A 26,205-nucleotide genomic window follows, 5' to 3' on the forward strand; every position below is an offset into this window, starting at 1 on the left:
CTGAAGAAAACAATTCTTCAACCTCTTTTCGAAATCCCTAGTCCTTGTACCAAAGTTAACTTAATGACATTGACTTAATGGTGTGGGTTTTCTTTTACTGTAAAGCAGGATTTTGTCACTTCTACAATTACTTGAGGAGCGAAACGGCTGGAATAGAAATTCAGCAGGGGAGAGGCAGCCGGAGGTTCTACCACCACATATTTGGGAGGAAGTTTTGTCAATGTCAGTGCAATGACATCAGCAATACAGCGCTCACAGGTACAGCCACCAAGCCGCTCCATATAATCCTTTGCAATATTCTCCACTACATGTTCCATAACATTTAAATATTTAAAATTAGGAGTGAGAGGAGGGGAAGGATTATCAGTGATCGACAGATCTCTTAGAATCTGGTCATCTGCGACCGGCAGATCAGCTGGAAGCTGCTCATCAGTGTCTGATATATCAGCTGGAATCTGGTCGTCTGCGACCGGCAGATCAACTGGAATCTGTATATCAGTGTCCGACAGATCCGCTGCTATACGGTTATCACTATCTGACAGATCCGTTGGAACTCCATCATCAGTATCGAATCCATCTGAATTACTATGTTCATTCTCCGTATTTGTCTGATTGTCAGACGGTTCGGTGTACGGTTCGGCTGCTGGTAATTCTTCTGTATCAGTTGGTGGTTTCTCATCAAAATCCGGTTCCGTTAAGTCAGAAACAGATTCCTCTTCAGGTTCTGCAATTGCATTATCTGCCCCGTCTTGATTTAAGTCAGTTTGGTTCTCTGCCTTCTCATCTTCCTCAAGCTGCTGCCTGATTAATTCAGCTACCGGATCCTGTACGGAAGAAGAAAGGTCAATAATAGAAATTGGGCTGGGAGACAAGGGTCCCTCCTGCATTTGTATGGAGGCCTGCTGAGCCAATACTGTCAATTCTTTAATTGTTCCCTTTGACTCGGCTGCCTGGCTGGCAGCAAGATTTTCCTTAGCAGCTTCTGATTTCGAAGATTCAGCCTCACCTCCGGCCAGAAGATTCATGACATGAGCTGTTTTGCTGCTTTTCCTAGCCATGTTTATATGCTCCTCTCAAGTTAAATTATTTTGATTTTTTAATCAGGTCAAGAACTTCCGTTACCAAAGCTTTGTAATCCTGAGCAGGATTGGATCTTGGGGCATAATCCAGCAGGCTTTCTCCCTGAGCGGGGGCTTCCGCGACACTGACACTGGATCTTATATGCGTTTCAAAAACACGTGTCCCGATCTGAGAAGCAATGCTTTGAGCCATCTCCTTCACTTCTCTGGACAGCAGCGTTCTGGGATTAAATTTATTCAGCAGAATTCCCAGTACGACCAGATTTGGGTTAACAGAAGCACGGACAGTATTAATGGTATCCTTGATCTGGGAAACTCCAAGAAGACTAAGAATCTCAGGAACCATGGGAATAATCAGATAATCCGCAGCAGCATAGGCATTAACTGTTAAAATATTCAGAGCGGGGGGAGTATCAATAATAATATAATCGTAATAACCGGCAACAGTAGACAGTAAATTCTTTAACATACTCTCTCTCTGCTTTCCGGTAAATTCCAGCTCAGCGCCGCTTAAAAGAATATTAGATGATATCACGTCGCAATATTTTGCAGGACGGATAGCCTCCTGCAGAGTGGCAGAACCCTGAAATACCTCGTAGATTGTTGCACAGTTTTCAATTTCCAGTCCCAGACTAAATCCCAGATTACCCTGAGGGTCTAAATCAACGGCCAGTACTCTTTTATTGTTCATGGCAAGACCGCAGGCAAGGGAACAGGAAGTGGTGGTTTTGCCTACGCCGCCCTTTTGATTTGTAATAGTAATTACAGTTGACAAATTGTATTCCTCCATTCGTAAATTAAGATAATACTATTATCTTTAGTATACAATATGACGATAAATAAGTATAGCCAAAACATAAAAAAAACCGATTTTTGACGAAAAATGGATTATTTAGATAGTTAAGAAAGGAGTTATTCGTATGGCAACAGCATTGAATAGTATCAAAAACAGTTCAGCCTCTTCCTTAAGGGGTTACGGTGGTCTGGCAAGTGGTCTGGACAGAGATACTCTGATTGAGGGCATGACAGCATCCACAAAGGCGAAGATTGCAAAACAGCAGAAGAAGAAACAGACCTATGCATGGCAACAGGAGTCGTATCGTTCCATCAGCTCAAAGCTTGTGGAGTTCTCCAAAAAATACACCTCTTATACGAATCAGTCTACCAATTTATCCAGTCCCAGCTTTTGGGCTAAAAGCAGTATTACACCTGTGGGCGCTAACAGCAATTATGTCAGCGTATCCGGCAGTTCAGCCCTATCTGACTCAATGTCTATAGTAGGGGTAAAACAGCTTGCCAAGAATGCATCCATGACCTCTAAAACAGTAGTATCTGATAATAGTCTTACAACTGGCAGCATTAACCTGGGAGAAAGCCAGGTGAGTAATCTGGAAGGACAGTATCTGTATTTTAAGTATGGGACCAAATCATACTCTGTCTCTTTAAAAAGCGGTACTACTACAGATGGATATACCTATGATTATTCCAATGGTATAAAGGCTCAGGAGTCTATTACAAGGTCTTTAAAAGAGGTGTCCATTGGTGACGGAAAAACATTGGCAGATGTGATTAAAGTTACGGCTGATCCGGCTGATCCGGCGAATCTTGAAGGTACCCCTTTTAAACTGAATTTCAAATCTGCTGATACAGCAGGCAATACAATTCTTTTCGACGGTGGAAGTGAAACCGCGATTAAAGCTCTTGGATTTACAAATTTTAATAGTTTAAGTACTGAAGCACGAACCATTACCAGTACAGGTTTTACAGCTGATTTTATGAATAATCAGAAATTTTTTGAACCGAAGACATTTGCCCAGCGTGTTGGCGATACGAATATCAGCTTTACTTATAACGGTACAACTAAGTCTATTCAGTTTGCCAGTGCTGCAGATATCCAGCAGATGGTAACAGATGCAGGAGGCAATGATGAAACAGCCCTCAAGTCTGTTGCTGCCGATCTGCAGGGAAAACTGGACAATCAGTTTGGTACTGGAAGAATAAAAGTCGATACTCAGCTGAATACTGTTGACGGAAAATATCAGCTTGTATTTAAGACAAAAGATGCAGCTACAGGTTTAGATGATACATCATCAATTCTGTCTTTATCAAGTGCAGATAACGGTGTACTTGGTAAAAATGGTGCATTAAGAGTTTCAAGCGGCGAATCAAACCGCCTGAATACGTATGCATCTTTAGCAGACTCAGGTTTAAAAAATATTGAGCAAAACCTGATCGCAAAAGGTAAACTGGATCAGGACACTACCTATTTTTCAGGATCCATAAAGGCTCAGGCTGCGATTAAGGAACTTGGAAGCCTTGTAAATGACAGTACATCTATAGCCGATTTAAAACAGTTGATCGCTACAAAAAATCCTAACATGTCAGATCAGGATTTAAGCAGTATTAATGATGCTATAGATTATGAGTCAGCAGCCAATGTTGGTGATTTGAACACCAAGCTGAATTCTTACGTAGACAGCCGTGAGATGAAATTAAAAATTAATGGTGTGGACATAAAAGGCTTAACGTATAATTCCACAATTACCGACATTATGAACAAGATAAATAGTTCGGATGCCAAAGTTTCAATCAGCTATATGAAGAATGCAGATAAATTTTTGATTCAGTCTACCGTTGGCGGGGTAGCCGGTGATGTTAAAATCGAGGGTTCTGATGCAGAGATGCTGTTTGGTGTAAAGGATACAGACTATACTGTAACCCAGGGACAAGACGCTATTGTCAGTGTTAAATATGCCGGATCCGATGATGTGGTAAATCTGACGCGTGAAAGTAACACGTTCAATATGGATGGTCTGAATATCACACTGAATGGTACATTCGGCTATAGCGGAGATACATTGATTGAAGGAACAGAACCTGTTAAATTTAATGCCAAGACTGATTCTGACAGTATTGTGAAAGCTGTCACAGATATGATTAAAGATTATAATGATATGATTGAACTGGTGAATAAAGAGGTTTCCACCAAACCAAACCGCAGTTATGAGCCTCTTACAGATGAACAGAAAGCGGATATGACAGAGGATCAGATTAAAAAATGGGAAGAAAAGGCTAAAACAGGCCTGCTTTTTAATGATTCAGATTTACGTGGCCTTTCTGACAGCATGAGGTTTATTTTTGAAAGTGGTTCTGCTGATAAAGCTGCTTTGGCTTCTTTTGGAATATCGACAAGCACAAATTACGGTGATAACGGTAAGCTGGTTCTTGATGAGACAAAATTCAGGGCATCATTGGAATCGAATTCAGCAGATTTACAGAAATTGTTCACAAGAGCTGCGGATCCATCAACAGGCGACAAAGGCGGTGTCATGGCCAGAATGTCTGAGATTACGGAAAAGTATGCTAGTACAACAGGCGCGACAAAGGGTATTCTGATTGAAAAAGCTGGTTCCGTTTATGCACCTACCAGTATTCTTAAGAATTCTTTACAGAAGTCCATGGACAGCCAGGATACTGTAATTGACCGGCTTAACAAACAGCTTAAAACAGAGACAGACCGGTATATCAAGCAATTTACCAATTTGGAAACATTGATTTCCCAGATGAATTCTCAAAGCAGCTGGTTGAGTCAATCCTTTGGTTCATAAGGAACGGAGTGTAAGATGGCAGTAAATGGATATCAACATTACAAGGAACAGACCGTGAATACAATGACTCCGGGCGAAATGCTTAATCTTTTATATGATGAATTATTAAAGCGGCTGACCAGATCAGAATTGGCATTGGAAAATAAAGATTATGAACTTTTCGAGCAGTCCATACAACGGTCTATGGATATAGTTACATACTTAAGAGATACTCTTAATTTTCAATATGAAATAAGTAATGAATTAAAACGTCTTTATGAGTTTTTCCTTTATGAATTAGTTCGTATTAAAGCAGGCAGGAATTCTGCAGTAATAGGAGAGATCAGACCATTGATTGTGGATCTGAGGGACTCCTTTAGAGAGGCACAGCGCATCGGCGGTTGATTTTATTCAGGCTGGAGAGGAACGTTCTCTCCAGCCATTTATCAATAAGCTGCAAACAGGAGGAAGTACAAATGGAAGAATCCATACTGTTGGAGATTCTAAAAGAGATGCAGAAAAAATATCAGTGTATGGCAGAAATAGAGAGGATAACCCGTGAAGTTGGTGAATTCCTTTCCCGCAATGACCAGACTTCAGTACAGATGCTTTTGGGAATGCGCCAGGAGGAGATGGATAAGGCTGATATGTTTACTAAAAATATAAACTGTCTTATATCTGTTCTGCCTCCGGAAGAAGCTGCCAAAGTGGATAATTGGGTGAAAGGGCAGGAAAACTGGAATCCAAATGAACAGATATCAGAAAAAATAATGGAAAAAGGAAAGAATATCCAGCATATACTGAAACGTACTATTGAAATCGACAGACACATCAGTACGCGTATCGCAGGTACCCATTCCTTTTATAATTAAATATAGCTTTTTACTTTGGAGGAGAAATAGCCCAAAGTGGTCCTCCATTGGATGCTCGGTAATTCAGTTCATGCAGTATCACAGCAGGATCCCAATTGCACTTTGTATTATCATAATTATTAGAATCCGCGATACGAAAGGAACCGTCAGCGGTATAACTTGTTATGATAATAAAATGTCCCTGCTGAGTAAAATGTCCCTTTCTCATTAAGGCAATAACCAGTTGTCCGGAATCCAATGCATTCCTAATCCCCTCTACGGTACGGTTTTTAATCGGTGAAACTAAAAGACCATATGCTGACGCACTGTCAGGAATGAGGCGGTGATAAGAACCCTGTCCGGGGCACCAGCTGTTATTGACTGCGGCCCAGTTTGCCATATCGGTTGGAAGGACCTGATTACCAGTCAGACTGGTTATGACCATGGCCATAACAGTAGGTCCGCATCCATAGGTAACCAGAGGATCTCTTCCCCCCCACAGATAATTTCCCCATCTGGCATCAGCCTGATTATAATAAGTGAGAGGACCGCAAACGCTGTCCAGCATTACATCGTATTTGCCTTCCTGAGGAATATCTGCTTCAACTGTCTCAGGCAGTAGCGAGGTTGTAGGTTGAGAGACATCAGCGGCTGATCCGTCAATCTGATAATTTGAAGAAAAAATCGCAAACGGGATGACGATTACGAACAGGGTCTTGAATAGTGTTTTAAATAATCTGTTCATACGGCTCACCTTTAACTTTAATATTATATGTTATTTATCGGATAGACACTCCATAAAGTTAAGATTGAGATGAAAAGTCCGATATATATATTATAGACCTGTATGATATTGCAGGCGGTGTGTGGCACATGGGATTTAATTAAGGATGGAAAAATGAATGATTAAAGGTTATGAAGAGCGGTATTTACTAATATTACTATCTGCAGTGATGAATCAGAAACCTTCACCAGAGCCCATACGATCACTTGATTGGGAAAAGATGTTTCGGTTAGCTGATTACCATGGTGTGGCACATGCTGTACATTATGGTATTCTGGGGCTTGACGAGGAGATACCCCAAGCGGTAAGACAACAGTTTTTCGATAAATATTTAGAATCAGTTTATCGGGTAGGACGTTTACAGAAAAGCGAGACGCAGCTGGTGGCACTGTTGGAACGTGAAAGAATTAACTGCTTTTATCTCAGTTATTCAGATATAGTAAAACATTATCCAATCGAAGAGATGTGCTGCCGTGAGTCGATTGAGATTGGGTCCAGTAGAAAATGTACCAGTGTGATATGGGGGATTCTGGAAAAGATAGATTTCGAAGAACGCAGAACAGATGAGGCTGGAAGGTTGTATTATCGTATTCCTGGAATAAGAGTGTTAAATTTTGACTATACACTTTTTTTCAGTGCCTCCATGCGCAGGTTTTTTAGGAGCCTGCTTAAATTATCTCCACTCCAGGCTGGAAGCAGATATATTCGTGAACTGCCCCTTGATGACAGATACCTGTTTTTGATGTGCAGACTGACTGATAGTTATGCGAGGGGAAATATCAGTTTAAGCCAGATTATGGATTTTTGGATTTTTTATAAGACTTATGGTGAAAATTTTAATTGGCCATATATATATGGCAGATTAAAAAAATTAAAAATAGCTGATTTTGCAGAGCGCCTGGAACATTTGATCCTGCGATGGTTTGGAACTGGTGCAGTTATTGAAAATGTTGAAATCTATGAAGCTATGGAGTCTTATATCCTGTCAAAGGGAACAGATGGAAGAGAGATCAGCTCAAAGCTTCTGCCTTTGATTAAGACGGTTGCAGATTGCTATGCAAGGAACCGAAGATTGGAAGAAATGAGAAAGATGGTTGCCTGGCTTTTTCCTGATCGAAGATATATGGAAACGATATATCCCTTATTAGGGAAGATTAGAATTTTATTGCCGTTATTTTGGATAATACGGTTATTGCGATATTTAAGCAGATTATGCACAAACCCTTTACGGAACAACGTGTTTCCAAAGTTAAAAAGCTTGTTTCAGAAGGCAGTAAAAAGGCTCCCTATTATTAATAAGAAAGCAAAGAGTGAGAATACAGAGGAAGAATCAAAAGAAACAGCGGAAATACCCAAGTAATATCAGGTATTTTCGCTGTTTTTGTGTTGCTCTGAAAAAAACTCTTTTATTTTAGAAATTGATCCGGCATTCAGAGGAATAGAAACTGCTTCCTGATTAGCAGAAACTGCTTCTACCAATTCGGATCTTAATATAGATACATCTCTGGGAGCATCAATTGCTAATTTGACCCAATCATTTCCGATTTCCAGTACAGTAATCGAAATGTTATCGCCAATGTTTAGAGCCTGTTCCTTTTTTCTCTGAAGTATCAGCATATTATTTCCCCCTTTTCATAAAGTCTTTGATTGGATGGCGGAATTTATAAAGAGGGTTATCTAAAATTATCTGTTTTGCTTCTCTGGTATCTGTATTAACTGCGATGGGGGCCTTTAAATTAACAGTACTTTCTTCCATCTGGTCATGTATGACACAGATCACATAATAAGAAATATTTTTTTCATCATAGGAAGCTTTTAATAAATTGCTGTCTTCTGCAGATAAAACAGGAGCGTATTCGGAATATAGCTGAAACGGATTCATAAGTATAAATGATATTCTACAATCATCAATTGATTGCAGAGATATCAGGGCATCACTGTTATCCTGAAATGCAAGGGGTACATAATTTTTTAATTCTGAGAATCCAAATAAACCGTCAGAAAAATGAATCAGTTCCTCCTCAGAACAGGGAATTGAACCAAAATATTGCGTTTTTATTTCCATGTGTACCTCCAAATATAAATTTAAGCCAGGACATCAATCGGGGTGTGATCAAAATATTTAGCAGCACTGGGAGGAACATACATCGGCTTGCCGATATATTCTATTTCTACATCTGGCATTTGAGTGATGGAAATTTCAATGCTGCCAGGTATGAATTCAAAATCTCCCTTAGCGGCCCTGATGTCAAAACTAATCTTATCCATTTGATACTTAATATTCAGATCCGGGGCAGACCATTCGAGATCCGGACCTGTAGTTGGAATAAAAGCTAATCCAAATTCTCCTGTGGGCATTTGAGCACGCTGACGGAAAATCTGATCAAGGGGATTAGAAACTTTGGCGTCTAACAATAGTGCAGCCTCCTCTGTATAGGTAGCAGTAGCTTCTGATGCAGCCTCCAATCCGGAAGCAGCGGCCTGACGGACGCTTTCCATGGTGGTTGGAGAAATTGAACTGCGGGCATCGTAAGTATCAAGGTACAGCTTAATCGGTTTGCTGTTAATGTCCAGGCCACCGTGTTCATTATTTATTAATACATCGGTCTTAGATTTTGTATATCTGAGTTCGGCCTTCTGTATCTTCATCTCATATTTTATTGGTATGGTTTTTATCTGAAGCAATGGTTCCATATAAAATCCCTCCTGTAAACCTTAGCGCATGAAATCGATGAATGACGAGGATAAAATGCTGGTTCCGACTTTCAATGCAGCATTATAAGCGTATTGATCCCAAGAGTAATTGGTAATAGCCTCCGCCATGTCAACGCCTTCCACACTTGACATCTGTTCCTGTATCGATATTTCGGCATTATCAAGCCGGTCTTTTGTAGTGGTTAAAAATTCGGATTTAACACCTAACTCTGTAATTTGATTTTGCAGACTGGTATTGAGAGTATCAAACTTGACCATTAGATCACGGTACTGATCTGCATCAAAAGTCTCTGCTTCCAATGCATCTGCAAGCTTACCGGCCATTACAATTATGTTATTGCTCATTCCTTTATCATCAACCCCGTATCCAACCGCATTGATTCCTGGAAGAGACATGTTAAAGGCACTGGAAGAAACAACCTGATCAAAATCATCCATTGATAATCCCATTCCAAGATCAACATACAGGTTTTCATTTGACAAGGTCTTTAGTTTTTCGTAGTCAGCAGATCCTTTGGGTGCATTGACATCAATTCCACGATAGTTAAGAGTACCATCAGATGTCAGTTCAAAGGGTGGGTTCTTTCCATCGGAGCCCGCAAAAAGAAAAGTGTCCTCATAAGATGAATTCAGACTAAGTACCATGGACTGCTGAAACTGGCGGATAGCAGAAGCATAACTCTGACGTACTTCCTTAGTCTGATTGGTTCCATTCAATGCCTGAATATTATAATTTTTACTGATCGTTTTAACCATATCAGAAACCTGTCTCAGTGAATCTTCCTGACCATCCTGTCTGGACTGCACTTCATCCAGCATTTTTAAGTTATCCTGGTTCTTGTAATATTTCCGGTGAAGCTGTGAGGCTCTGGCGGCAGAAGCAGGATCCTCAGCGGCACTATTAAAACTTCGCTGAGTCATAACATGGGTTCGTGAAATATTTAAGTTATTGATTGATGTTGAAAGATTGGTTTTGTAATCTCTTATAATCGCATTTGTGGTGATTCTCATTTACTAACCTCCTTTTATCTGCCAACTACTCCAGTATTGTTGATTAGAGTATCGAGTGCCTGGTCCAGAGTTGTCATAAAACGGGCAGCTGCACTGAAGGATTTCTGATAATGCATCAGATTTATACCTTCCTCATCTAATGATACACCGGATACTGAATCCTTATTATTGGCAGTCTGCTTTACAACTGAAACATGATTATCCAGTATTGCCTTGTTTGTTGAACTGTCAATACCCTGATTATTCTCCAGAGTTGAATAGCACTGGGAAAAGTTTCCCGTATAAAATGATATATAATTGGTTGTCTTATTACCGCCGCTATCCAATTTGGTATATTCATATTTAAATTCTCTGCTGTCAGTTAATGATTTAAGCATCTTAAGAATATTGTCATTAGCTGTAGATCCTGCATTCGGATCATGGGAAGAAATAATATGAATGGAGTTATTCATCCAGTCGTCGTTTATTTTAATATTTGATGCAGTAAATTTCTTACTGCCGTCAGATGTCTTGAATAAATCGAAATTTTTAACGTTGTAAGGATTTGCTTTGTACAAAAAGCTGATTGTGTTATTGTCTGTAAACTTAATGCTGTCTTTTGTGATGACTGTTCCGGAAGCCATGGCTGAATCACTGGTCCAAACCAGTTTTTTGCCACTGACACTATATTTCCACTGACCAGGTACAGATGAGCCATTCACATTTAAGCTGGCAAAACCTGTATTAAGCTTAACTGCCAGATTTTCAAGGCTTTTATCCAGGGTGTCACCAATTTCAATGGTACCTGCTGAACCGTCACCAAATGTATATTCAGTACCATTAAAATTAATTGTCTCACCAGTTAAAAAGTTGCCGATTGTATTGGAAAACCCGAAAGCAAATTCTGCTTTCTGTGTTCCATTGGTTGTCATGGCATTGGCTGCACCGGAAGATGGCATGACATTGGCTCCTGTGTAAGGCTGCATGTTACCATTTAAATCATTAAAGGTCTTTGCAAAGGTCTGAACAAAGGAATCGAGTGTTTTTTCGTAATATCCAAATCCTCTGAAATCCGTAGCAGGATCATCCAGCTCGCCGGATTTATTTAGCAAATCCACTGTACCTTTTATAGAACCATCTTTTAAATAATCGGTAACATCCGTCTTCAGAGAAGAAGTATCCACACCCTTGGGATAATTGGTGGCTGGAATCATAGAAATGCGAACGGTTCCATCAGGGTTTCCGTCTGAGTCCTTATGCTCCTCCATGGAAAAGGTAGCAAAATTTTCTCCATGCTCTCCGGCTGTCAGTTCATAGCTCAGCCCATTGGATCCATTAAATGTCACAACAGGGTAATTATATTTTTCACTGGATCCAATAGTAACCTCTTTGTAGCTTACACTGATAGGAAGATAACCAGCAAGCTCATCCAGCTTGTTATTTCTCTGATCCATCAGTTCCAGAGATGGGTTACCCAATATCTGACCATTCCAAATAGTATCGTTTAATTCACCAATATCAGAGAGAAGGCCGTTAACGGTTTTTATATCTGTGTTCTCCAGACCGTATATTGTCTCTTCCCGGGTGGTCTTTAAATCTGTAGCCTTTTGATGAATATAGTTTAAAAGAACCTGAGATCTGGAACGCACAATACTGTCAAATTCGCTGTTGTTTGCATTAGAAGATAACTGGTCTAAACTGCTGCTTAAATTACTGAGAGCCGTTTTTAAAGCATCTCTGTCTGTTTCGTCAAAGATATCCGCCAGTTGGTCCAGACCTGCCTGGCGGGCATCAGCAGTGCCTACTTTCGCAATCTGGTTACGATACTGTACATCGAGAAACGGATCTCTGACTTGGGAGATTCCTGTGATCTCAACACCATAACCAATCTTTGATCCCGGGTTACTGCTGGTGGGATCGGCCCCCCTTAAATTAAGGCTGACAAGGTCGACCTGCTGTCTTGTATACCCCTTCGTGTTAATATTGGCAATATTCTGTCCGGTAACATCAAGGGCTCGCTGACTGGCGGACATAGCAAGCTGAGCAATTGTAAAGCCGGAAAATGTAGATCGTGTCATATGAGACCCTCCCAATTCTTTTTATCTTTTGCGTTATTCTGATGTGTGCGCAGGATGGCTTTGTTAATATTATGTAAGCTTATTTCAAGCATAGCCCGGGCACTTTCGTTTGTATCCTGAAAAAGGCTGACATGGTGGGAGAGTGTGTCAAACAGCATCTGGAGCCGGCTGTGTTCTTCACCTGTTGTGTTTTCCAGTATCTGTTTAAAGGTATATCCCTCAAAACCCATGTTCTTCTGGCAGGTTTCCCGTTTTTTCTCCAGACCTCTCAGCTTTAACACTGCAGCCTGTTCCCTGTTCATGCAGTCCTCCACATAAGAGACCATGTTCTTCTTTACCGCTTCTATTTTTATCTGTTCTATCTCGATCAACTCTTCGAAGAGTTCAACCAGATCTTCCACTACAGCTGTAAACTCATTCATTGCTATCTGCTCCTTTGTACCAGAGAATCTTCTCTGCGATCTTATTGGCATCTACCTGATAGGTACCGCTTTCCATTCGTTCCTTTAACTGATTCAGCTTTTCGTCGGACGCCGGATTCTTGATTTCATTCATGAGCATATTCTTTAGCGTGGCAGCAAATTTGGAATCCATATCTTCCAGGGAAGCGGAACGTATGGTGATTTCATCGTAATTGGTTTTTGCTGATTCATAAGCCGGGCTGCTGGAGTCCTGATTTTGTCGTATCATGGATGTATTATACAGCGTATTAAGATAATTCGATGAGATACGCATGAAATTACTCCTTTCTGAGAGCTTCTATATAACTTTACTTTTATATCACAGTTATATTATCGTCAATTTATAAGAAATATTAACTTTTTATCTTGTATTTTCTTTATTAAAGTGAGTATAAATGCTTTAAAAGCACATTGGAAATGTTAGAACAGGAAACTTGGGTCTTCACAGCACCTATGTTGTAGGCGACCATGGGCATTCCGTACACCACACAGCTTTCCGCATCCTGTCCGATTGTGAAAGCACCTTTCTTCTTCATACTGAGAAGTCCGTCTGCTCCGTCACGGCCCATACCGGTCATAATAATACCAACGGAGGAAGCGCCTGCTGTGTCTGCGACGGACTGAAACAGTACATCTACAGAAGGCCGGTGTCCGCTTACCTTTTCACCGGAATAGCAGTTTACACTGTAACGGTTTCCCACACGGACCACTTTCATCTGGTAATCACCGGGAGCAATCAGTACCTGACCCCGTTCAATCGCATCACCGCTTTGTGCCTCTTTCACTTTCATATGGCAGAGACGGTTTAAACGGTCTGCATACATCTTGGTAAAACCCTCTGGCATGTGCTGCGTAACTACGATGCCGGGCGTGTCTGCAGGAAGATCTTTTAAAACCTGGAGCGTGGCCTCGGTTCCTCCGGTTGAAGCGCCGATCGCAATAACTGTATTATAGGCATTCAGGCCGAAAGGCTTATTCCCTCCTAATGCAGCGACAGGAACGGCAGGAGGAACCGCTTTTGCTGGAACCTTGATTTTTGCACGGGAGGCTATAAATATCTTGCTCATTAATGTATTAAGAAATGTATTGGTATTAATGCTCATAGACATATCCGGCTTCCTTACAAAGTCTACAGCTCCTGCAGAAAGAGCCTCAAATACATTTAAATTCAGGGATGAAACTAAAATTACAGGAACCGGATAGATCGGTAGCAGTTTTTTTACAAAATCAATCCCGTTTAAACGAGGCATTTCCACATCTACCGTAACCACATCAGGTTTTACTGCTGGGATTTTGCGCTCTGCATCAAATGCATCAATGGCATACCCGACTACTTCTATATTTGGATTCTGTGAGAGATTATCAATTAAAACCTTGCGAAAAAGCATGGAATCATCTACTATAAAAACTTTAATTTTCTCATTCATAATATACTCCATTCTTTATACTGAAACTATACAGTCAGAAAATGATTTTATGGTCATCCATATTATATGGATAAATCTGTGTAATATAAAATCCATTTACCGGGTTTAACACCAGTAAATAGATTTTATATTAGGCAGATTATTCTTTTCGGTATGTAGCTGGCATGAGATATTTATAAGGTGTTTTTTCCTTGTTTATCGTCTCCGAATGTCCAATCAGTAAATAGCCGCCTGGAGCAGTCGCATCATAGAAACGCTGGATTAAAGCGTCTTTGGTGTTCTGGTCAAAATAAATCATTACATTTCTGCAGAAAATGACATCAAATTTCAATCGGAACCGAATGGGATCCATTAAATTAAATGTCTGGAAAATAACATTGGATTTAATGGAAGGTGCTACCGCATAGATCCCCTTTTCTGCTGTTTTAACAAAATATTTGGATATCCATGCAGGTGATAAATTTTTGAGGGAGTCCTCGTCGTACACGGCCTCCTTTGCAGCCCGCAAAGCGTTCTGGGATATATCGGTAGCCAGAACCCGGGTATCCCAGAGGGCGGCCTGCGCCCCCAGGGTTTCCTTTATAATCATTGAAATTGTATAGGGTTCCTCACCAGAAGAACAGCCTGCACTCCATATACTTAAAACCTTGTTTTTCTTAGTGGCTAACAAATATGGGAGAATGGTATCCCGGAAGAAATTAAAATGGGCTTCTTCCCTCATAAAATAAGTATAATTTGTTGTAAGCTTATTCAGCATTACTTCAAGGTCGGCTGGGTTTCTTGATGAGGTGATCTGATCTATATAATCCGTAAAGGAGGTGTATCCCATAGAGATAATGGTATTGGATAACCGCCCCATAATCAGCTGCATCTTTTTAGAAAGATCGATGCCGTAATTTTTTTTCACGAACTGAACCAGCCGTGTGAAGTCTTGCTGTGAGAGTGTTAACATAGATAGCCGTCCTTTATGAGTTATTAACTAATGTTTCGCAATCCAGAAGCAGAACAACTTTGTTGTCCGGCATGGATATCATGCCGCTGACCAGTTCTTCCCGGTTGCTTGCAGGAACAGAGGAAATTCTGGAATAATCGATATCCAGTACCTGCTCCACTGCATCTACAATAATGCCGATGAATACAGAATCAACATTCAGCACGATGACGCAGGTAGTGCTGGTGTATTCAATGGCCGGCTTCCCCAGCCTCAGACGTATATCGATGATCGGTACGATCTGGCCTCTTAAATTGATAATGCCCTTTACGTAATTTGGCATCATAGGCATGGCAGTAATGACATGATTGGTAATGATTTCTATTATATAGTTTGTGCTTACACCAAAAATTAAATTATCGGTGCGAAAGGTGAGATAACGCTCCATGGCTTCCGTTGCGCCAGAAATAAAATCGTCATGTGATAAATTATCTGCACCATCCATAGCTGTTTTAGTACTTTCTGCTGACATTTGTATTCCTCCATTTCTAATTAAAATTAATTATGAGCTGCAGCATACAGATTTAAAACGTCTAATATGATGCTGATATTGCCGTCACCAAGAATGGTACATCCGCTGATACCGGAATCTTTGATATTAAAGCTGTTTAAGTATACCGGCAGAGGCTTCACAACAACCTGCTGTTCGCCCAGAAGGTCATCTACGAAAAGACAATAGGATTTATCACCGGACTCAACCCATACCAGGATACCGTCTTCAATATTGGTCACTTCTGTCTCAATATTGTAGAGTCTGTGAATCCGGATAATCGGATAGAACTGGTTCATGCATCTGATAATTTCATTTCCTTCTGTATCATAAATAACTTCTTCGTTTTTCACCTTGAAAGACTGGCGGATATTGGCAATCGGAATCGTAAATACTGATTTACCAACAGAGATCTCCATACCGTCAACAATTGCCATGGTAAGCGGGATCTTTAAGGTGGTGCACATTCCCTTTCCGAGTTCGCTTGTAATGGTAACGGTTCCGCCGATTGCTTCCACGTTCTTCTTCACTACATCCATACCCACGCCGCGGCCTGAAAACTCGGTAACGGTTTCGTTGGTGGAAAAGCCCGGAGCTAACAGGAGAGCAAGAATCTCTTTCTGAGTGTATTCGCTTTCCGGCTTTGTAAGAATTCCGTTTCTCTTTGCTTTTGCAAGAACACCGGCAGGATTCACACCCCGTCCGTCATCACGTATGGAAATAATGACTTCATTGGTCGTATGGCTGGCAGAAAGAATGATTTCGCCCTGAGGATTTTTCCCAACTCTGATACGTTCTTCCGCAGTCTCCTCGATTCCATGATCCATTGAGTTACGTACAATGTGCATAATCGGATCACCGATACTGTCCACAATAGATTTGTCAACTTCCGTATTCTCGCCCACAATTGTAAGGCGGACATCTTTTTTCAGTTTCTGCTTCATATCTCTTACAATACGGTTCATTTTCTGGAATACACCGGAAACAGGAACCATGCGCAGAGACATAACAATATCCTGCAGATCATCTGTCAGCTTGCGAAGCTGTCTGGTGGCCTTTAAGAAACTGTCCAGATTCTTCAGATTCTGGATTTCAGGTGAAGAGGTTACCATGGATTCAGTTATGACGATCTCTCCAACAATTGCAACGAGGTTATCAAGCTTTGCTAAATTAACACTGATCAGATTCTGCTTGCTGGGCATCTGATGACTGGTGCTTGCGGCGGGTGTGCTTGCGGGTGCGGTATTTTCACGGTTAACGGGAGCGGCGGCAGTCTCTGCTGTCTTTTCTTCCACTGCACTCTTTGCCCGTACATTCTGAATCAGCTCATAAGAACGGAGGTTATTCATGTTGTTAATCTGGGAGATTGCTGTATCTGCAGTCTCACGGGAGTCAAGAGCGAGAAAAAATCCCTTCTCAATAATGAAAGAACTGCTCTGACTGTTGGTTTCCACATCGCTGGGATAAAAATTAAATTCCAGACCGGATTCCTTTAATGAGCTGATGAGCATAAATGCGCGGAGGTTCTCCATTCCGCAGCCTTCGTCAAAAAAGATACGGAGAAAATAGGGGGAGTTATCATCCGGGCATTCTGCAAGATCCATGCGGACTTCGTCCAGATCCACAGCTGTAACGGGAGAAGAAGCTGCCGGTTTTGCACATTCTTTTACTGCCGGCTTTTCCGGTTTCTTGGCTTCTGCAGGTGCATCTTTATTATCCTTACTGATTTTTTTCAGGAAACTATTAATTTCCTCGGTCAGATTGTCGACATTATCACTAAGTGGTTCATTGTTTTGAATCTTTGAAACTTCAGCACGAAGTAAATCGGTAGAGCGGAACATTAAATCAAAAAGGGTGCTTTTGTGAGAACTTTCAAGTGAATCCAAACCGTTCTCACGGATAAAAAAGAATAAATCTTCAATGTGATGAGCGATCTGCATCAAAGAATTAAACTCCATCATTGCAGAAGAACCCTTAACGGTATGCATGATACGAAAAATTTCATTCACATCGTCCACCGTAAAATCTCCTGCTTTTTCGGCTTCTATCAGGAGTTCATCCAATTGCTCCAATAGGGAATTGGTTTCAAAGAGATACATATCAAGCATATTATCCATGCCGTTATCCATAATATTTACACCGCCTTGTCTAGTATAGTATATAATTATTTATCGGTATGGCTGGAAAAAAAATAATAGTAAATCGAATAACCTTTTGAAAAAAATATATGAAACACAACTTGTATGGAGGCATAATATGGCAGATATTCTGAAAGTAACAACTCCAATGTCCGGCTATGATAATTCAACGATTAAAAATAACCCCCAGGCAGGCCAGGGACCGCAGATACAGAATCCTGTAGATCCGTCGAAAGTGATGCGGGGGGATAACCGGACTGATTCCGGAGGAAATCAGGAACAGCAGCTGGCATTTCAGTATCGTTCCAATTTTGGTACATTTCTCAATATGATAAAAAATTCACCGGATATTTCCCGGATATTTTCCGATATTTTTTTCCAGGGAGAAGAGATGTTAACCGGAGGTGTGATGGGGGAAGAAGCAGCCAGGCAGATCGCTTCTTTTTTTAAAGCCACCCAGATGCAGGAGGAAGATGTTCTGGGCTTTTTAAAAGAGCAGACAGAATCATCAGTCCGCTTCAATGGGGGAATTTTTGACCAGTTAAGGCAGGTCATGGCTGAGACAGGCTCTGTGGATTTAAAAGCAGATATTTTAAATTTTATAAAAAAATTTAACGATATGTCTTCCGGAAAGCATATTCTTCATGATATATTTAATACAGTGAAAGATATGGAAGGGTATGTATTTAAGCAGACCGCTGCCCAGATCGGGGAGATGCTTAAGGAACTGGATACAAATGCAGCAGAAGGAGATACAGAAGGAAACAGTGCTCTGCTGAAAGAAAAGATCCTTCCGTTTTTAGGCCGTTACATTGCTGCAAACCATGATATGGGTACCATACGTGACAAAATTTCCCTGTTGACGGTGCTTATGGCCAGATATGAAAACGGAAACAGGCAGGAAGTCCTTCAGGCATTTGCAAAGCTTACGGGCTATCAGGGATTTCGCAAGCATTTTGGTTCCACGACTGCAGAAGAGTTTGGAGAGCTGCTTAGCCAGGTTGATATGGATCAGGCAGCAGGAAAAAATCAGTGGTCAGACAAATTTGTTGATTTTTTAAGAACCGGAGTCAGCGGTGGAGCAGGACTTGAAAACAGACAGATGTTTCTGAATATAATCCAGTCACTTGTAATGAATGAAAGCGTATATATGCCGCTTCTCCATCTGGCTTTTCCTATGGATATTAATGGCAGAAAACTGTTCACCGAGATGTGGATTGATCCGGATGAAGAGGGCAGCAGCACCCAGGCAGGCGCAGAACGGGTTGCAAGAATTTTCATTAAATTTGAAATAGCAGAGCTTGGCCAGTTCAGACTGTTAATGCTTTATGGTGAAAACACTTCATCCTTCCAGCTCTATTATCCCGAGAAGATGAAAAAATCAGAAGCCAGTATCCAGCGAGGAATTAAGGGGATTCTCGAAAAAAATCACCTCCGTGCTGATCGGGTGATCCTCCAGGCGGGAGAGGGGCCTTCTTCTCTTGTATCGGTATTTCCTAAAATACAGGAAAGGAAGAATTCAGTCGATGTCAGAATTTAAAAGTACACTCAATAAAAAGGCGGTTGCCTTAAAATACGATGATGCAAAAAATCCGTCTCCGGTAATCGTTGCATCCGGAATGGGTTATACGGCAGAAAAAATTGTGGAATTAGCCAATGAGAACGGAATCCCTGTTTATGAGGACAATTCCCTTGCTACCATACTCACACAGCTTGAATTAGGGAGTCAGATCCCGGAAGAATTGTACCAGGCTATTGTAGACATCTACCTTTATTTTCTGGATTATGTACCTGGTAAACAAAAAGACATAGTAAAAGAAGATTTGGAAGAGACAGAGGAAGAGGAAACAATAATAGAAGAAACGGTGGAATAATTTATGTTAAGGGAATGTGATAAGGCTTGTATTTATTCATTTGATGGCGTTTTTCTTGCAGAGGTAAAAGTGGTTGATTCCGAGAAGGATAGTATGGCGCTGATCTTTGAGGAAGAAGACATGGATAAGGTCAATACGGAATCGGTTATTGTATTCTATGATGGCATACAGGGACTTGTAACATGCAAATGCAGTCTGTCTGCAAGAGTCAAAGTAGTTGGAACTGAGAGCGGAGACTTAGGAAGAGCCATTTATAAGGTTCCCTGCAGAATTGATGAGCTCATTGGGGTGGAGCAAAGAAGAAGAGACCTAAAGGTAAGGGTCTCGATTCCTGTTATGCTGGAAACTGCTGACGAACAGGGAAAAGTAATCCACCTGCCAGCAAAGCTAAAAGACATCAGTGCCGGAGGAATCGGATTTGAATCGCCGGAAAAGCTAAAGGAGAATCAGATATTTTCCTTTATGTTTGAGACAGATGCCGGAGATACCAGACTTAAGGCAAGCGTTTTATGGGTCAGAGAAGTCTCAGAGAATGGAGAAGAACCATTTTACCGCTATGGAAGCCGATATTTCGGTTTATCCACTTATCAGGAGTCCATGGTTCGTAAATTCACGTTTCAGGAACAGCTGAAAAGAAGAAAAATCCAGTAAATGCTTATGACCTTGTCATTTTATGCCGATACATTACTTATAGGCTTTATTGTCCTAAGAAGTTATAAGTAAAGGAGCGATTGAATGAAACAACAGAGGAAAGCTTTGGCAGTGGGCATTCTAAGCGCACTTTGTCTTTGTCTGACAGCTCAGAAGGTAACAGCGACGGAGTCCATCGACAGAGTAAGTATCAAAGTATCAATGAATATTGAAGCCGGTGACCGGCTGCCCAACATTCAGATTAATAAGACTGATGGCGATTGTTATGTAAATTCCGGTGATAAGAAATATACAATCAGAGAAGCGGAGTGGGTGACCTCTACCTCCAAGGATATGACAATCGGGGAAGAACCTAAGATGAATGTTACACTGACACCTTCCGATGAATATGATGCTTACTTTAAATCGAACTATGAGGCATCAAAGATTAAGATAAGCGGCGGATCCTATGTGAGCGCCAAACGAAGCGGCAGTGATCTGGTTGTCACACTGAGAGCCAAGGCAATTAAGGGACTGTATGCGGAACCGGAAGATATTGGCTGGAAGGATACGAGACTGGGGCAGGCTGTCTGGTCCAAGGGAGATAACACTTCAGGAGCTTATGAGATATGGCTGTACCTCGGTAAAAAAGTGATTTTTAAGAAAGAACAGGTAAAAGCTACTACCTATAATTTTTATCCATATATGACGGAGGAAGGAACGTATTCCTTTAAGATCCGTTCAGTTCCATTTAAAGCAGATGAACTTAAGAACGGAAAGAAAAGCGGCTGGGTTGAGTCAGATGAACTGGTCATCAGGGACAGGGATGTTTCAGATGGGACAGGAAAAGAGTCTGATACGACTGCGGGAACGACAGCCAATCCGGAAAAGAAGACCGGCTGGGAAGAACAGTCCGGAGTCTGGTATTACCGGTATGCGGATGGAAGTGTTCAGGCCAATTCCTGGCTCATGCTGGATGATGTTTACTACCGCTTTGACCAGAATGGAAAGATGATAACAGGCTGGTTTGTATCAGACTCCGATATTTATTATATGGATTCAAAGGGAGCCATGGTAAAAGGCTGGAATAAGATCGACAACAGCTGGTACTATTTCTATCCGGATAATGGTTATGAAGCACCAATGGGCGCGGCTGCAACCGGCTGGCAGGTTGTTGATGGCTATCATCACTATTTTAATAATCAGGGTGCCATGCAGAAAGGCTGGATCAATCAGGCCGGAAGATGGTATTATCTGAATACGGTACAGGGTAACTTAGAGGGGGCTATGTTAAAGGGGCTGTTTACCCGTGAAGGCAAGACATACTATACTGGTGAAGATGGAGTAATGCTGACCGGCTGGCAAAAGGTGGACGGAGTATGGCGTTATTTTAACCAGCAGGATGGTGTTATGGCTGTCAGCACGGTAATTGACGGCTATCACATAGATGAGGATGGAGTATGGCAACAATGATAAGTATGAAAAGAAGATATTTCTGTTGTCTGATATCAGCTGTTCTTATAGCAGTGCTGCTGTCAGGAATAGCAGTGATCAGGATTCATGCTGCGGAATCAGTGGTAATCCGAAGTCTGAATTTAAAATTCACCAGTCAGTTTGGAGACCAGGAGATTCTCATGCCGGAGATAACCACAACAACAGCAGATGTCAGTATTCAGGATACGCTGTGGAAGCGTGATATTGACAAATGGAAAGCAGCTAAACAGGAGCGTGTGAGTGTTATTTTAACCTCTTCCAATATGATCTTTGCAGAGACATACAACCGTACAGAATGTAAGATCACAGGTGCTAAATTTGTCTCTGCGAAAGCTTTGGACAATCATACTCTGGAAGTGAAAGTAGATTATACTCCGGTAGTAAAACTTGGTAATACGGCACGTGCAGGCTGGGCTGACAGTAAGAAGACAAAAGCAGTATGGGATAAAGTGGAATTTGCAACAGGTTATCAGGTTGCCCTTTATGCAGATGATAAATTAAAAAAGAGAATATCAGTAGAAACCAATACGGCAGATTTTTCAGATCTTATGGATAAGAACGCAGTTTATTATTATGAAGTTAAAGCAATTGGCTTTACAGCAGATGACCGTAAGTACTTAAAAGAGGGAGACTATATTACCTCACAGGATATAACTATGGAGTATGAAGGAAGTACCTCCGGTACATGGAAGGGCAGCAGCTATGTAGAAGAAGACGGGGGTAAGCCGAGAAACAGCTGGAAGCAGATTTTAAATGACTGGTACTATTTTGATGGCAACGGAGTACGCCGGACCGGCTGGGTTCAAACGGGAATCAGGTGGTATTATTTAAATCCCACTGATGGGAAGCTTCTTACAGGCTGGCAGTTTGTAAACGGAAAATGGTATTATCTAAATCCAACAGGCGGAGAGATGCTGACAGGCTGGATTCAACCCCAGCCTGGAATCTGGTACTACATGAATACTGATGGAAGTATGGCAAGCAGCACAAATATTGGCGGTTATCAGATTGGTGCTGACGGAAGATGGATACAGTAGAAGTTAAGAGCAGCAGGAGGATGAAAAAGTGGCGACGATAGATCAGTTGCAGATGATGGCGTTAGGGAGAACGCAGTCATTGGAAAAAGGAAAGACTACAGGAAACTCAGCAGGTAATTTTAAAAAGGTTCTGAAGTCAGTTATGGATGTGCCCCAAAACTTGGAATCTTTTTTTTCAGAGGCTTCCAGGACATATGGGGTTTCAAAAAAACTGCTGAAAGCAGTCGCCAAGGCTGAGTCTAATTATAACCCGGCGGCCACTTCTCCCAAAGGTGCAGCAGGAGTGATGCAGCTGATGCCGGCTACAGCCAGATCATTGGGAGTTTCCGACCCCTATGATGCACGCAGCAATATACTGGGGGGAGCCAAATACTTAAGAGAAAAACTGGATAAGTATAATGGAGATGTAACGCTGGCTCTTGCAGCATATAATGCAGGAAGCAACAACGTGAAAAAGTATGGAGGTATTCCTCCATTTAAAGAGACTCAGGAATATGTTAAGAAGATCATGAGAGATATGGGCGTGTCAGATGATCAGGAAGATACAGCCATATACGCATCGGGCTATTCTGAAAATACTGTTTCCGGCCTATCAGACTATTTTTCGGATCAGGGACCCATTAATGGATATGGGGCATCTCAGTGGCTGGATGTGCTGAAATCAATAGCTGGAAATGCAGATGGAACTAATGTGGATCTTGCATCTCAGAAAACGAATTCATTATATCTGATTGAACTTATGAAGCTTCGGATGCAGATGGCTTCAAGCGGAGTATCCGGTCAGTTTGATGTAAATGATTCCAGTAACGGAAGTTTATTATAATATTATGTCTGTTATTGATCTTATGGTCAGATAATGGCGGAAAAAAATACACCATCAATTGCTGCATATACAATTGATGGTGTATTTTTTGCACTGGCAGATGCCGGCTTATTCCTAACCAACCTTACTGTGTGTTATGTATTTATGAAGTTGATTCTGAATTAGTGCTCACCTTTTTAAGCGATTCAATAAAAAATGATTTGTTAATGGGCTTAAAGACAAAAGGAATTGCCGGACCCAGTTCCTTAACAACCTGCAGTGTCTTATCATACACTAGTGAACTGATAATAACAATGCCTGCCTTCGGGTGCTTATTCAGAATGCGTTTGGAAGTCTCTAATCCGTCTATTCCTGGCAAAATTATATCCATAGTGACGATATCAGGCATTATTTTCTCGTATGTTTCCAACGCCTCTTCTCCGCTGCGGCACTGGCAGACCACTTCGTAATCTGTTCCCTCAAGAATTTTTCCAATTTCATTCCTTATTAAAATGGAATCATCAACAATCATAATCGTCTTTTTCATAATCTTTCCCTTTCTAAGAACTAATTAGTTCCTATAGTAATCTCGCCTTCGCTGTTTTTATATATAATACTGCTGGAGCATTCCTCCTGAATTAAAAGACTGGAGGAGCCCATTCGCACACGGACTACCGGTAAAAGCTGCCTGCATTTTATCAGACCGACCTGTTCTGAATCTTTTGAAGCAATTTCATTTAAACGATTGTTTATTTCCTGTTCTCTGATATTTAAATAGTCTGCAGCCTGCTTTAAACTGTCAAGCAGCTGCTGCTTATCAGGTCTTTGTACTGATTCAAGATAATTGATATTTTTTCTGATTTCCGACAGATTGTGATGCAGCTGTTCCATCTCTCTTGTGAGACGGGAAGATTCTTCTACGTTTTTTGGTACATTCGCAATTATTAATTCTGTAATCAGACGGCGCACTTTAGAACCGATAATGTTTGCATTGATATTGCTTCCAGCAAGGAGAGAGCCTCCAATAATGACACCGATTCCTGAAGTTACTACAATATCCTCACCGCTTTGTATTTTAGAGTTGATAATACTTTCTGCATAGACATTGCCTTCGGCTTTTACGGTACAATGTTCCAGATAACGGCATTTGATGTATGATTCAGAAGTAAGGGTTCCCCGTCCGTTTCCAGACATTCCGCTGGCGATCGTAATAGGTCCCTGTGCTGAAATCTCAGCTCCTTCTACGGATCCCCGGATATCAATACCTCCGGTGGCTTTTACAGAAAATCCGTTTCTTACATCTCCTGAAATAAAAATATCTCCGTCATAATCTACGTTTCCTGTACTATTATCGATATTTCCGTTTATCTTCAGCAGTGGATCAACCTGAAATTTACCATTTGAAAAGGTAACATGCCCGGTTTTCTGAGAGATCAGGAGTGTGCCATCCTCTGACAGCTGTGTGTTGCGTCCGGCGGGAACCGCTATGGGTGTACCTTTAACGGTGCAGGGATAAACCTGACCCTCTATGGTCATTCCGTTTTCTCCGGGAACAGCTGGAGTGATTTCACAAATGACCTGGCCCTCTTTCACCGCCTGTATATTATTCAGGTTTTTATAATCGACAGAACCATTTTCATCCTCTTCGAACTCCAGCTGTACCACACGTTCAAAGTAGTCTTTTATCGAACCATCAATACCATTCCTTGCAAGAACACCTCTGGCGATCAATAATACCTGATCATAAATATGTTCCTTTGCAATCGATTTTACCGTCTCATCTAATATTCCTGTTTTAACACGTTCCTGCGCAAGAAGAGACCGCAGATTCTCTTCGGTGATATCCGGACCGCCGTTTAAAGACGGAATGACGTATACCCATGCAGCCATGCAGTCTCTGGAAATAAGTAATTGTGGCTGAGCAGCTTTTGGTTCTGGTTCACCAGATGGTTCAGCAATAGTTTCTGCATTTTTCTTATAAATATTGGACAGTGTTTTCATTTTCATTGCAAATTGTCTGCGTTCAACATCCAGAAGATCTTCATTGACACGAAGAATCAAAGGATCATCAGAAGGTTCCCATATTGATACAGGCTCAGTAGATTCCTTGAGATCTGGTTCGTCTGACGGATCAGGACTTGGGGGCAAATTGGAACTTGTTGATGTATTATTATCGATAACCCCGCTTTCTTCACTTTCTGGTGATTCGACTGGTTCAGATTGCGGTGTTTCGGTTTCTTCCAAAGACTCTGAAGTTCGTTTTGCATTTTGAAAAAGGCCAAAGAATCCTTTTCTGTTTTTATCTTTCATTTTTTTCTCCCCTAACATATGGACTACCAGACATATCTTATCCGGTGTCGGCAAATAGAGTATAATGTAATCCCCATAATTGCACTCTCATAAGGAAAGCAATCATATGTAAGACTGCAATACCTTAGTTACTTCATATTACATTCGCCGGTTAAATAAATATATAGATTGTTTATGGTTTCGTATTATGCCTGGATTGGTTTACCTGAAACCGGGATACAGAAGTACTGTATAATGATCAAAAACTACATAATAATCCAAACAATCAGGCAGCAGAGAACACCTCCTTTTCTATATAGTTATGAAATATATATTTATATCGGCAGTTTGTAACAATAATATAACACATATGATTGATTTTTGGTTACTTTAATGATAAAAAACATAGTTTGAAACCTTAAAAAGTTATCGACAAAATATTCATAATAAGTGTTGACTTTTGTCGAAAGCTTTGGTATGATATACCT

At 41.1% G+C, this 26,205-nt stretch carries 26 protein-coding genes; 10 read left to right on the plus strand and 16 right to left on the minus strand.

The window, feature by feature from the left end; all coding sequences use genetic code 11:
* Nucleotides 1–74 precede the first annotated feature (74 nt).
* Nucleotides 75–1,058 carry a late competence development ComFB family protein gene (locus DS742_RS03785; RefSeq protein ID WP_117415695.1) on the minus strand — a complete coding sequence of 328 codons (984 nt, stop codon included), beginning with the start codon at nucleotides 1,056–1,058 and terminating at the stop codon, nucleotides 75–77.
* A 25-nt stretch (nucleotides 1,059–1,083) separates the two neighbouring features.
* Nucleotides 1,084–1,854: a ParA family protein gene (locus tag DS742_RS03790; RefSeq protein ID WP_117415696.1), complete on the minus strand. Its 771-nt coding sequence runs from the start codon at nucleotides 1,852–1,854 to the stop codon at nucleotides 1,084–1,086.
* 145 nt (nucleotides 1,855–1,999) lie between these two features.
* Between DS742_RS03790 and fliD the strand changes: the two genes are divergently transcribed.
* From fliD to DS742_RS03805, 3 genes are all read left to right on the plus strand, one after another.
* A complete protein-coding gene (gene fliD / locus DS742_RS03795; RefSeq protein WP_117415697.1) occupies nucleotides 2,000–4,687 on the plus strand; it encodes a flagellar filament capping protein FliD in 2,688 nt (895 codons plus the stop codon).
* Nucleotides 4,688–4,702: 15 nt separating this feature from the next.
* On the plus strand, nucleotides 4,703–5,071 hold the full coding sequence (gene fliS, locus DS742_RS03800; RefSeq protein ID WP_117415698.1) for a flagellar export chaperone FliS: 369 nt from the start codon (nucleotides 4,703–4,705) through the stop codon (nucleotides 5,069–5,071).
* A 71-nt stretch (nucleotides 5,072–5,142) separates the two neighbouring features.
* Complete coding sequence (locus tag DS742_RS03805) at nucleotides 5,143–5,538, plus strand: hypothetical protein (RefSeq protein ID WP_117415699.1); 396 nt, start codon at nucleotides 5,143–5,145, stop codon at nucleotides 5,536–5,538.
* 10 nt (nucleotides 5,539–5,548) lie between these two features.
* On the opposite strand, the gene DS742_RS03810 is transcribed toward DS742_RS03805, so the two are convergent.
* A complete protein-coding gene (locus DS742_RS03810; RefSeq protein WP_117415700.1) occupies nucleotides 5,549–6,262 on the minus strand; it encodes a C39 family peptidase in 714 nt (237 codons plus the stop codon).
* Between the two features lie 157 nt (nucleotides 6,263–6,419).
* Here DS742_RS03810 and DS742_RS03815 point away from each other — a divergent pair, with 157 nt between their 5' ends.
* Nucleotides 6,420–7,661, plus strand: coding sequence for a nucleotidyltransferase domain-containing protein (locus DS742_RS03815; RefSeq protein ID WP_117415701.1), 1,242 nt, complete (start codon nucleotides 6,420–6,422; stop codon nucleotides 7,659–7,661).
* 2 nt (nucleotides 7,662–7,663) lie between these two features.
* Here DS742_RS03815 and DS742_RS03820 read toward each other — a convergent pair whose 3' ends face one another.
* From DS742_RS03820 to DS742_RS03870, 11 genes are all read right to left on the minus strand, one after another.
* Nucleotides 7,664–7,918, minus strand: a complete 255-nt coding sequence (locus tag DS742_RS03820; protein WP_117415702.1) for a carbon storage regulator — start codon at nucleotides 7,916–7,918, stop codon at nucleotides 7,664–7,666.
* Between the two features lies 1 nt (nucleotide 7,919).
* Nucleotides 7,920–8,366 carry a flagellar assembly protein FliW gene (gene fliW / locus DS742_RS03825; protein WP_117415703.1) on the minus strand — a complete coding sequence of 149 codons (447 nt, stop codon included), beginning with the start codon at nucleotides 8,364–8,366 and terminating at the stop codon, nucleotides 7,920–7,922.
* Between the two features lie 20 nt (nucleotides 8,367–8,386).
* Nucleotides 8,387–8,995, minus strand: coding sequence for a DUF6470 family protein (locus tag DS742_RS03830; RefSeq protein WP_117415704.1), 609 nt, complete (start codon nucleotides 8,993–8,995; stop codon nucleotides 8,387–8,389).
* Between the two features lie 21 nt (nucleotides 8,996–9,016).
* On the minus strand, nucleotides 9,017–10,027 hold the full coding sequence (locus DS742_RS03835) for a flagellin N-terminal helical domain-containing protein (protein ID WP_117415705.1): 1,011 nt from the start codon (nucleotides 10,025–10,027) through the stop codon (nucleotides 9,017–9,019).
* Nucleotides 10,028–10,041: 14 nt separating this feature from the next.
* Nucleotides 10,042–12,084, minus strand: coding sequence for a flagellar hook-associated protein FlgK (locus DS742_RS03840; protein WP_117415706.1), 2,043 nt, complete (start codon nucleotides 12,082–12,084; stop codon nucleotides 10,042–10,044).
* Nucleotides 12,081–12,506 carry a flagellar export chaperone FlgN gene (gene flgN / locus DS742_RS03845; protein ID WP_170313354.1) on the minus strand — a complete coding sequence of 142 codons (426 nt, stop codon included), beginning with the start codon at nucleotides 12,504–12,506 and terminating at the stop codon, nucleotides 12,081–12,083. Before flgN ends, DS742_RS03840 begins: the two co-directional genes overlap by 4 nt.
* Nucleotides 12,499–12,819 carry a flagellar biosynthesis anti-sigma factor FlgM gene (locus DS742_RS03850; protein WP_117415708.1) on the minus strand — a complete coding sequence of 107 codons (321 nt, stop codon included), beginning with the start codon at nucleotides 12,817–12,819 and terminating at the stop codon, nucleotides 12,499–12,501. Before DS742_RS03850 ends, flgN begins: the two co-directional genes overlap by 8 nt.
* A 106-nt stretch (nucleotides 12,820–12,925) precedes the next feature.
* Entirely contained in the window at nucleotides 12,926–13,972 is a 1,047-nt protein-coding gene (locus tag DS742_RS03855; protein WP_117415709.1) for a protein-glutamate methylesterase/protein-glutamine glutaminase, read from the minus strand.
* Nucleotides 13,973–14,111: 139 nt separating this feature from the next.
* Nucleotides 14,112–14,924, minus strand: a complete 813-nt coding sequence (locus tag DS742_RS03860) for a CheR family methyltransferase (protein WP_117415710.1) — start codon at nucleotides 14,922–14,924, stop codon at nucleotides 14,112–14,114.
* A gap of 13 nt (nucleotides 14,925–14,937) precedes the next feature.
* A complete protein-coding gene (locus DS742_RS03865) occupies nucleotides 14,938–15,435 on the minus strand; it encodes a chemotaxis protein CheW (protein WP_117415711.1) in 498 nt (165 codons plus the stop codon).
* Between the two features lie 26 nt (nucleotides 15,436–15,461).
* Entirely contained in the window at nucleotides 15,462–17,582 is a 2,121-nt protein-coding gene (locus tag DS742_RS03870; protein WP_170313355.1) for a chemotaxis protein CheA, read from the minus strand.
* Nucleotides 17,583–17,709: 127 nt separating this feature from the next.
* On the opposite strand from DS742_RS03870, the gene DS742_RS03875 reads away from it, so the two are divergent.
* From DS742_RS03875 to DS742_RS29730, 6 genes are all read left to right on the plus strand, one after another.
* Nucleotides 17,710–19,131 carry a hypothetical protein gene (locus DS742_RS03875; protein WP_117415712.1) on the plus strand — a complete coding sequence of 474 codons (1,422 nt, stop codon included), beginning with the start codon at nucleotides 17,710–17,712 and terminating at the stop codon, nucleotides 19,129–19,131.
* A complete protein-coding gene (locus DS742_RS03880) occupies nucleotides 19,118–19,465 on the plus strand; it encodes an EscU/YscU/HrcU family type III secretion system export apparatus switch protein (protein WP_117415713.1) in 348 nt (115 codons plus the stop codon). The genes DS742_RS03875 and DS742_RS03880 overlap by 14 nt, the downstream gene beginning before the upstream one ends.
* A 3-nt stretch (nucleotides 19,466–19,468) precedes the next feature.
* On the plus strand, nucleotides 19,469–20,116 hold the full coding sequence (locus DS742_RS03885) for a PilZ domain-containing protein (protein WP_117415714.1): 648 nt from the start codon (nucleotides 19,469–19,471) through the stop codon (nucleotides 20,114–20,116).
* 84 nt (nucleotides 20,117–20,200) lie between these two features.
* The gene (locus DS742_RS03890) at nucleotides 20,201–21,568 is read left to right on the plus strand and encodes an N-acetylmuramoyl-L-alanine amidase family protein (RefSeq protein WP_117415715.1); all 1,368 of its coding nucleotides are present in this window, start codon (nucleotides 20,201–20,203) and stop codon (nucleotides 21,566–21,568) included.
* Entirely contained in the window at nucleotides 21,556–22,626 is a 1,071-nt protein-coding gene (locus DS742_RS03895; protein ID WP_117415716.1) for an N-acetylmuramoyl-L-alanine amidase family protein, read from the plus strand. Before DS742_RS03890 ends, DS742_RS03895 begins: the two co-directional genes overlap by 13 nt.
* A 28-nt stretch (nucleotides 22,627–22,654) precedes the next feature.
* A complete protein-coding gene (locus tag DS742_RS29730; RefSeq protein WP_278335918.1) occupies nucleotides 22,655–23,449 on the plus strand; it encodes a lytic transglycosylase domain-containing protein in 795 nt (264 codons plus the stop codon).
* A 142-nt stretch (nucleotides 23,450–23,591) separates the two neighbouring features.
* On the opposite strand, the gene DS742_RS03905 is transcribed toward DS742_RS29730, so the two are convergent.
* Together DS742_RS03905 and DS742_RS03910 are read right to left on the minus strand one after the other, a co-directional pair.
* Nucleotides 23,592–23,975 (minus strand): response regulator transcription factor, encoded by a 384-nt coding sequence (locus tag DS742_RS03905; protein ID WP_117415717.1) that lies wholly within the window; start codon nucleotides 23,973–23,975, stop codon nucleotides 23,592–23,594.
* A 20-nt stretch (nucleotides 23,976–23,995) separates the two neighbouring features.
* On the minus strand, nucleotides 23,996–25,738 hold the full coding sequence (locus tag DS742_RS03910; protein WP_170313356.1) for a flagellar assembly protein A: 1,743 nt from the start codon (nucleotides 25,736–25,738) through the stop codon (nucleotides 23,996–23,998).
* Nucleotides 25,739–26,205: the final 467 nt, after the last annotated feature.

Origin of the sequence: Lacrimispora amygdalina (genome assembly GCF_003432035.1) — a bacterium.
In the GTDB taxonomy this organism is placed as follows: Bacteria; Bacillota; Clostridia; order Lachnospirales; family Lachnospiraceae; genus Lacrimispora; species Lacrimispora amygdalina.

What these genes read in the sequence shown, in the direction of transcription:
- DS742_RS03865 (WP_117415711.1), bottom strand. Translation starts at nt 15,435, where the DNA reads ATGTCAGCAGAAAGTACTAAAACAGCTATGGATGGTGCAGATAATTTA.
- DS742_RS03895 (WP_117415716.1), top strand. Translation starts at nt 21,556, where the DNA reads ATGGCAACAATGATAAGTATGAAAAGAAGATATTTCTGTTGTCTGATA.
- DS742_RS03855 (WP_117415709.1), bottom strand. Translation starts at nt 13,972, where the DNA reads ATGAATGAGAAAATTAAAGTTTTTATAGTAGATGATTCCATGCTTTTT.
- DS742_RS03890 (WP_117415715.1), top strand. Translation starts at nt 20,201, where the DNA reads ATGAAACAACAGAGGAAAGCTTTGGCAGTGGGCATTCTAAGCGCACTT.
- fliS (WP_117415698.1), top strand. Translation starts at nt 4,703, where the DNA reads ATGGCAGTAAATGGATATCAACATTACAAGGAACAGACCGTGAATACA.
- fliD (WP_117415697.1), top strand. Translation starts at nt 2,000, where the DNA reads ATGGCAACAGCATTGAATAGTATCAAAAACAGTTCAGCCTCTTCCTTA.
- DS742_RS03830 (WP_117415704.1), bottom strand. Translation starts at nt 8,995, where the DNA reads ATGGAACCATTGCTTCAGATAAAAACCATACCAATAAAATATGAGATG.
- DS742_RS03815 (WP_117415701.1), top strand. Translation starts at nt 6,420, where the DNA reads ATGATTAAAGGTTATGAAGAGCGGTATTTACTAATATTACTATCTGCA.
- flgN (WP_170313354.1), bottom strand. Translation starts at nt 12,506, where the DNA reads ATGAATGAGTTTACAGCTGTAGTGGAAGATCTGGTTGAACTCTTCGAA.
- DS742_RS03785 (WP_117415695.1), bottom strand. Translation starts at nt 1,058, where the DNA reads ATGGCTAGGAAAAGCAGCAAAACAGCTCATGTCATGAATCTTCTGGCC.
- DS742_RS03875 (WP_117415712.1), top strand. Translation starts at nt 17,710, where the DNA reads ATGGCAGATATTCTGAAAGTAACAACTCCAATGTCCGGCTATGATAAT.
- fliW (WP_117415703.1), bottom strand. Translation starts at nt 8,366, where the DNA reads ATGGAAATAAAAACGCAATATTTTGGTTCAATTCCCTGTTCTGAGGAG.
- DS742_RS03910 (WP_170313356.1), bottom strand. Translation starts at nt 25,738, where the DNA reads ATGAAAGATAAAAACAGAAAAGGATTCTTTGGCCTTTTTCAAAATGCA.
- DS742_RS03840 (WP_117415706.1), bottom strand. Translation starts at nt 12,084, where the DNA reads ATGACACGATCTACATTTTCCGGCTTTACAATTGCTCAGCTTGCTATG.
- DS742_RS03820 (WP_117415702.1), bottom strand. Translation starts at nt 7,918, where the DNA reads ATGCTGATACTTCAGAGAAAAAAGGAACAGGCTCTAAACATTGGCGAT.
- DS742_RS03880 (WP_117415713.1), top strand. Translation starts at nt 19,118, where the DNA reads ATGTCAGAATTTAAAAGTACACTCAATAAAAAGGCGGTTGCCTTAAAA.
- DS742_RS03885 (WP_117415714.1), top strand. Translation starts at nt 19,469, where the DNA reads ATGTTAAGGGAATGTGATAAGGCTTGTATTTATTCATTTGATGGCGTT.
- DS742_RS03805 (WP_117415699.1), top strand. Translation starts at nt 5,143, where the DNA reads ATGGAAGAATCCATACTGTTGGAGATTCTAAAAGAGATGCAGAAAAAA.
- DS742_RS03810 (WP_117415700.1), bottom strand. Translation starts at nt 6,262, where the DNA reads ATGAACAGATTATTTAAAACACTATTCAAGACCCTGTTCGTAATCGTC.
- DS742_RS03835 (WP_117415705.1), bottom strand. Translation starts at nt 10,027, where the DNA reads ATGAGAATCACCACAAATGCGATTATAAGAGATTACAAAACCAATCTT.
- DS742_RS03860 (WP_117415710.1), bottom strand. Translation starts at nt 14,924, where the DNA reads ATGTTAACACTCTCACAGCAAGACTTCACACGGCTGGTTCAGTTCGTG.
- DS742_RS03850 (WP_117415708.1), bottom strand. Translation starts at nt 12,819, where the DNA reads ATGCGTATCTCATCGAATTATCTTAATACGCTGTATAATACATCCATG.
- DS742_RS03905 (WP_117415717.1), bottom strand. Translation starts at nt 23,975, where the DNA reads ATGAAAAAGACGATTATGATTGTTGATGATTCCATTTTAATAAGGAAT.
- DS742_RS03870 (WP_170313355.1), bottom strand. Translation starts at nt 17,582, where the DNA reads ATGGATAACGGCATGGATAATATGCTTGATATGTATCTCTTTGAAACC.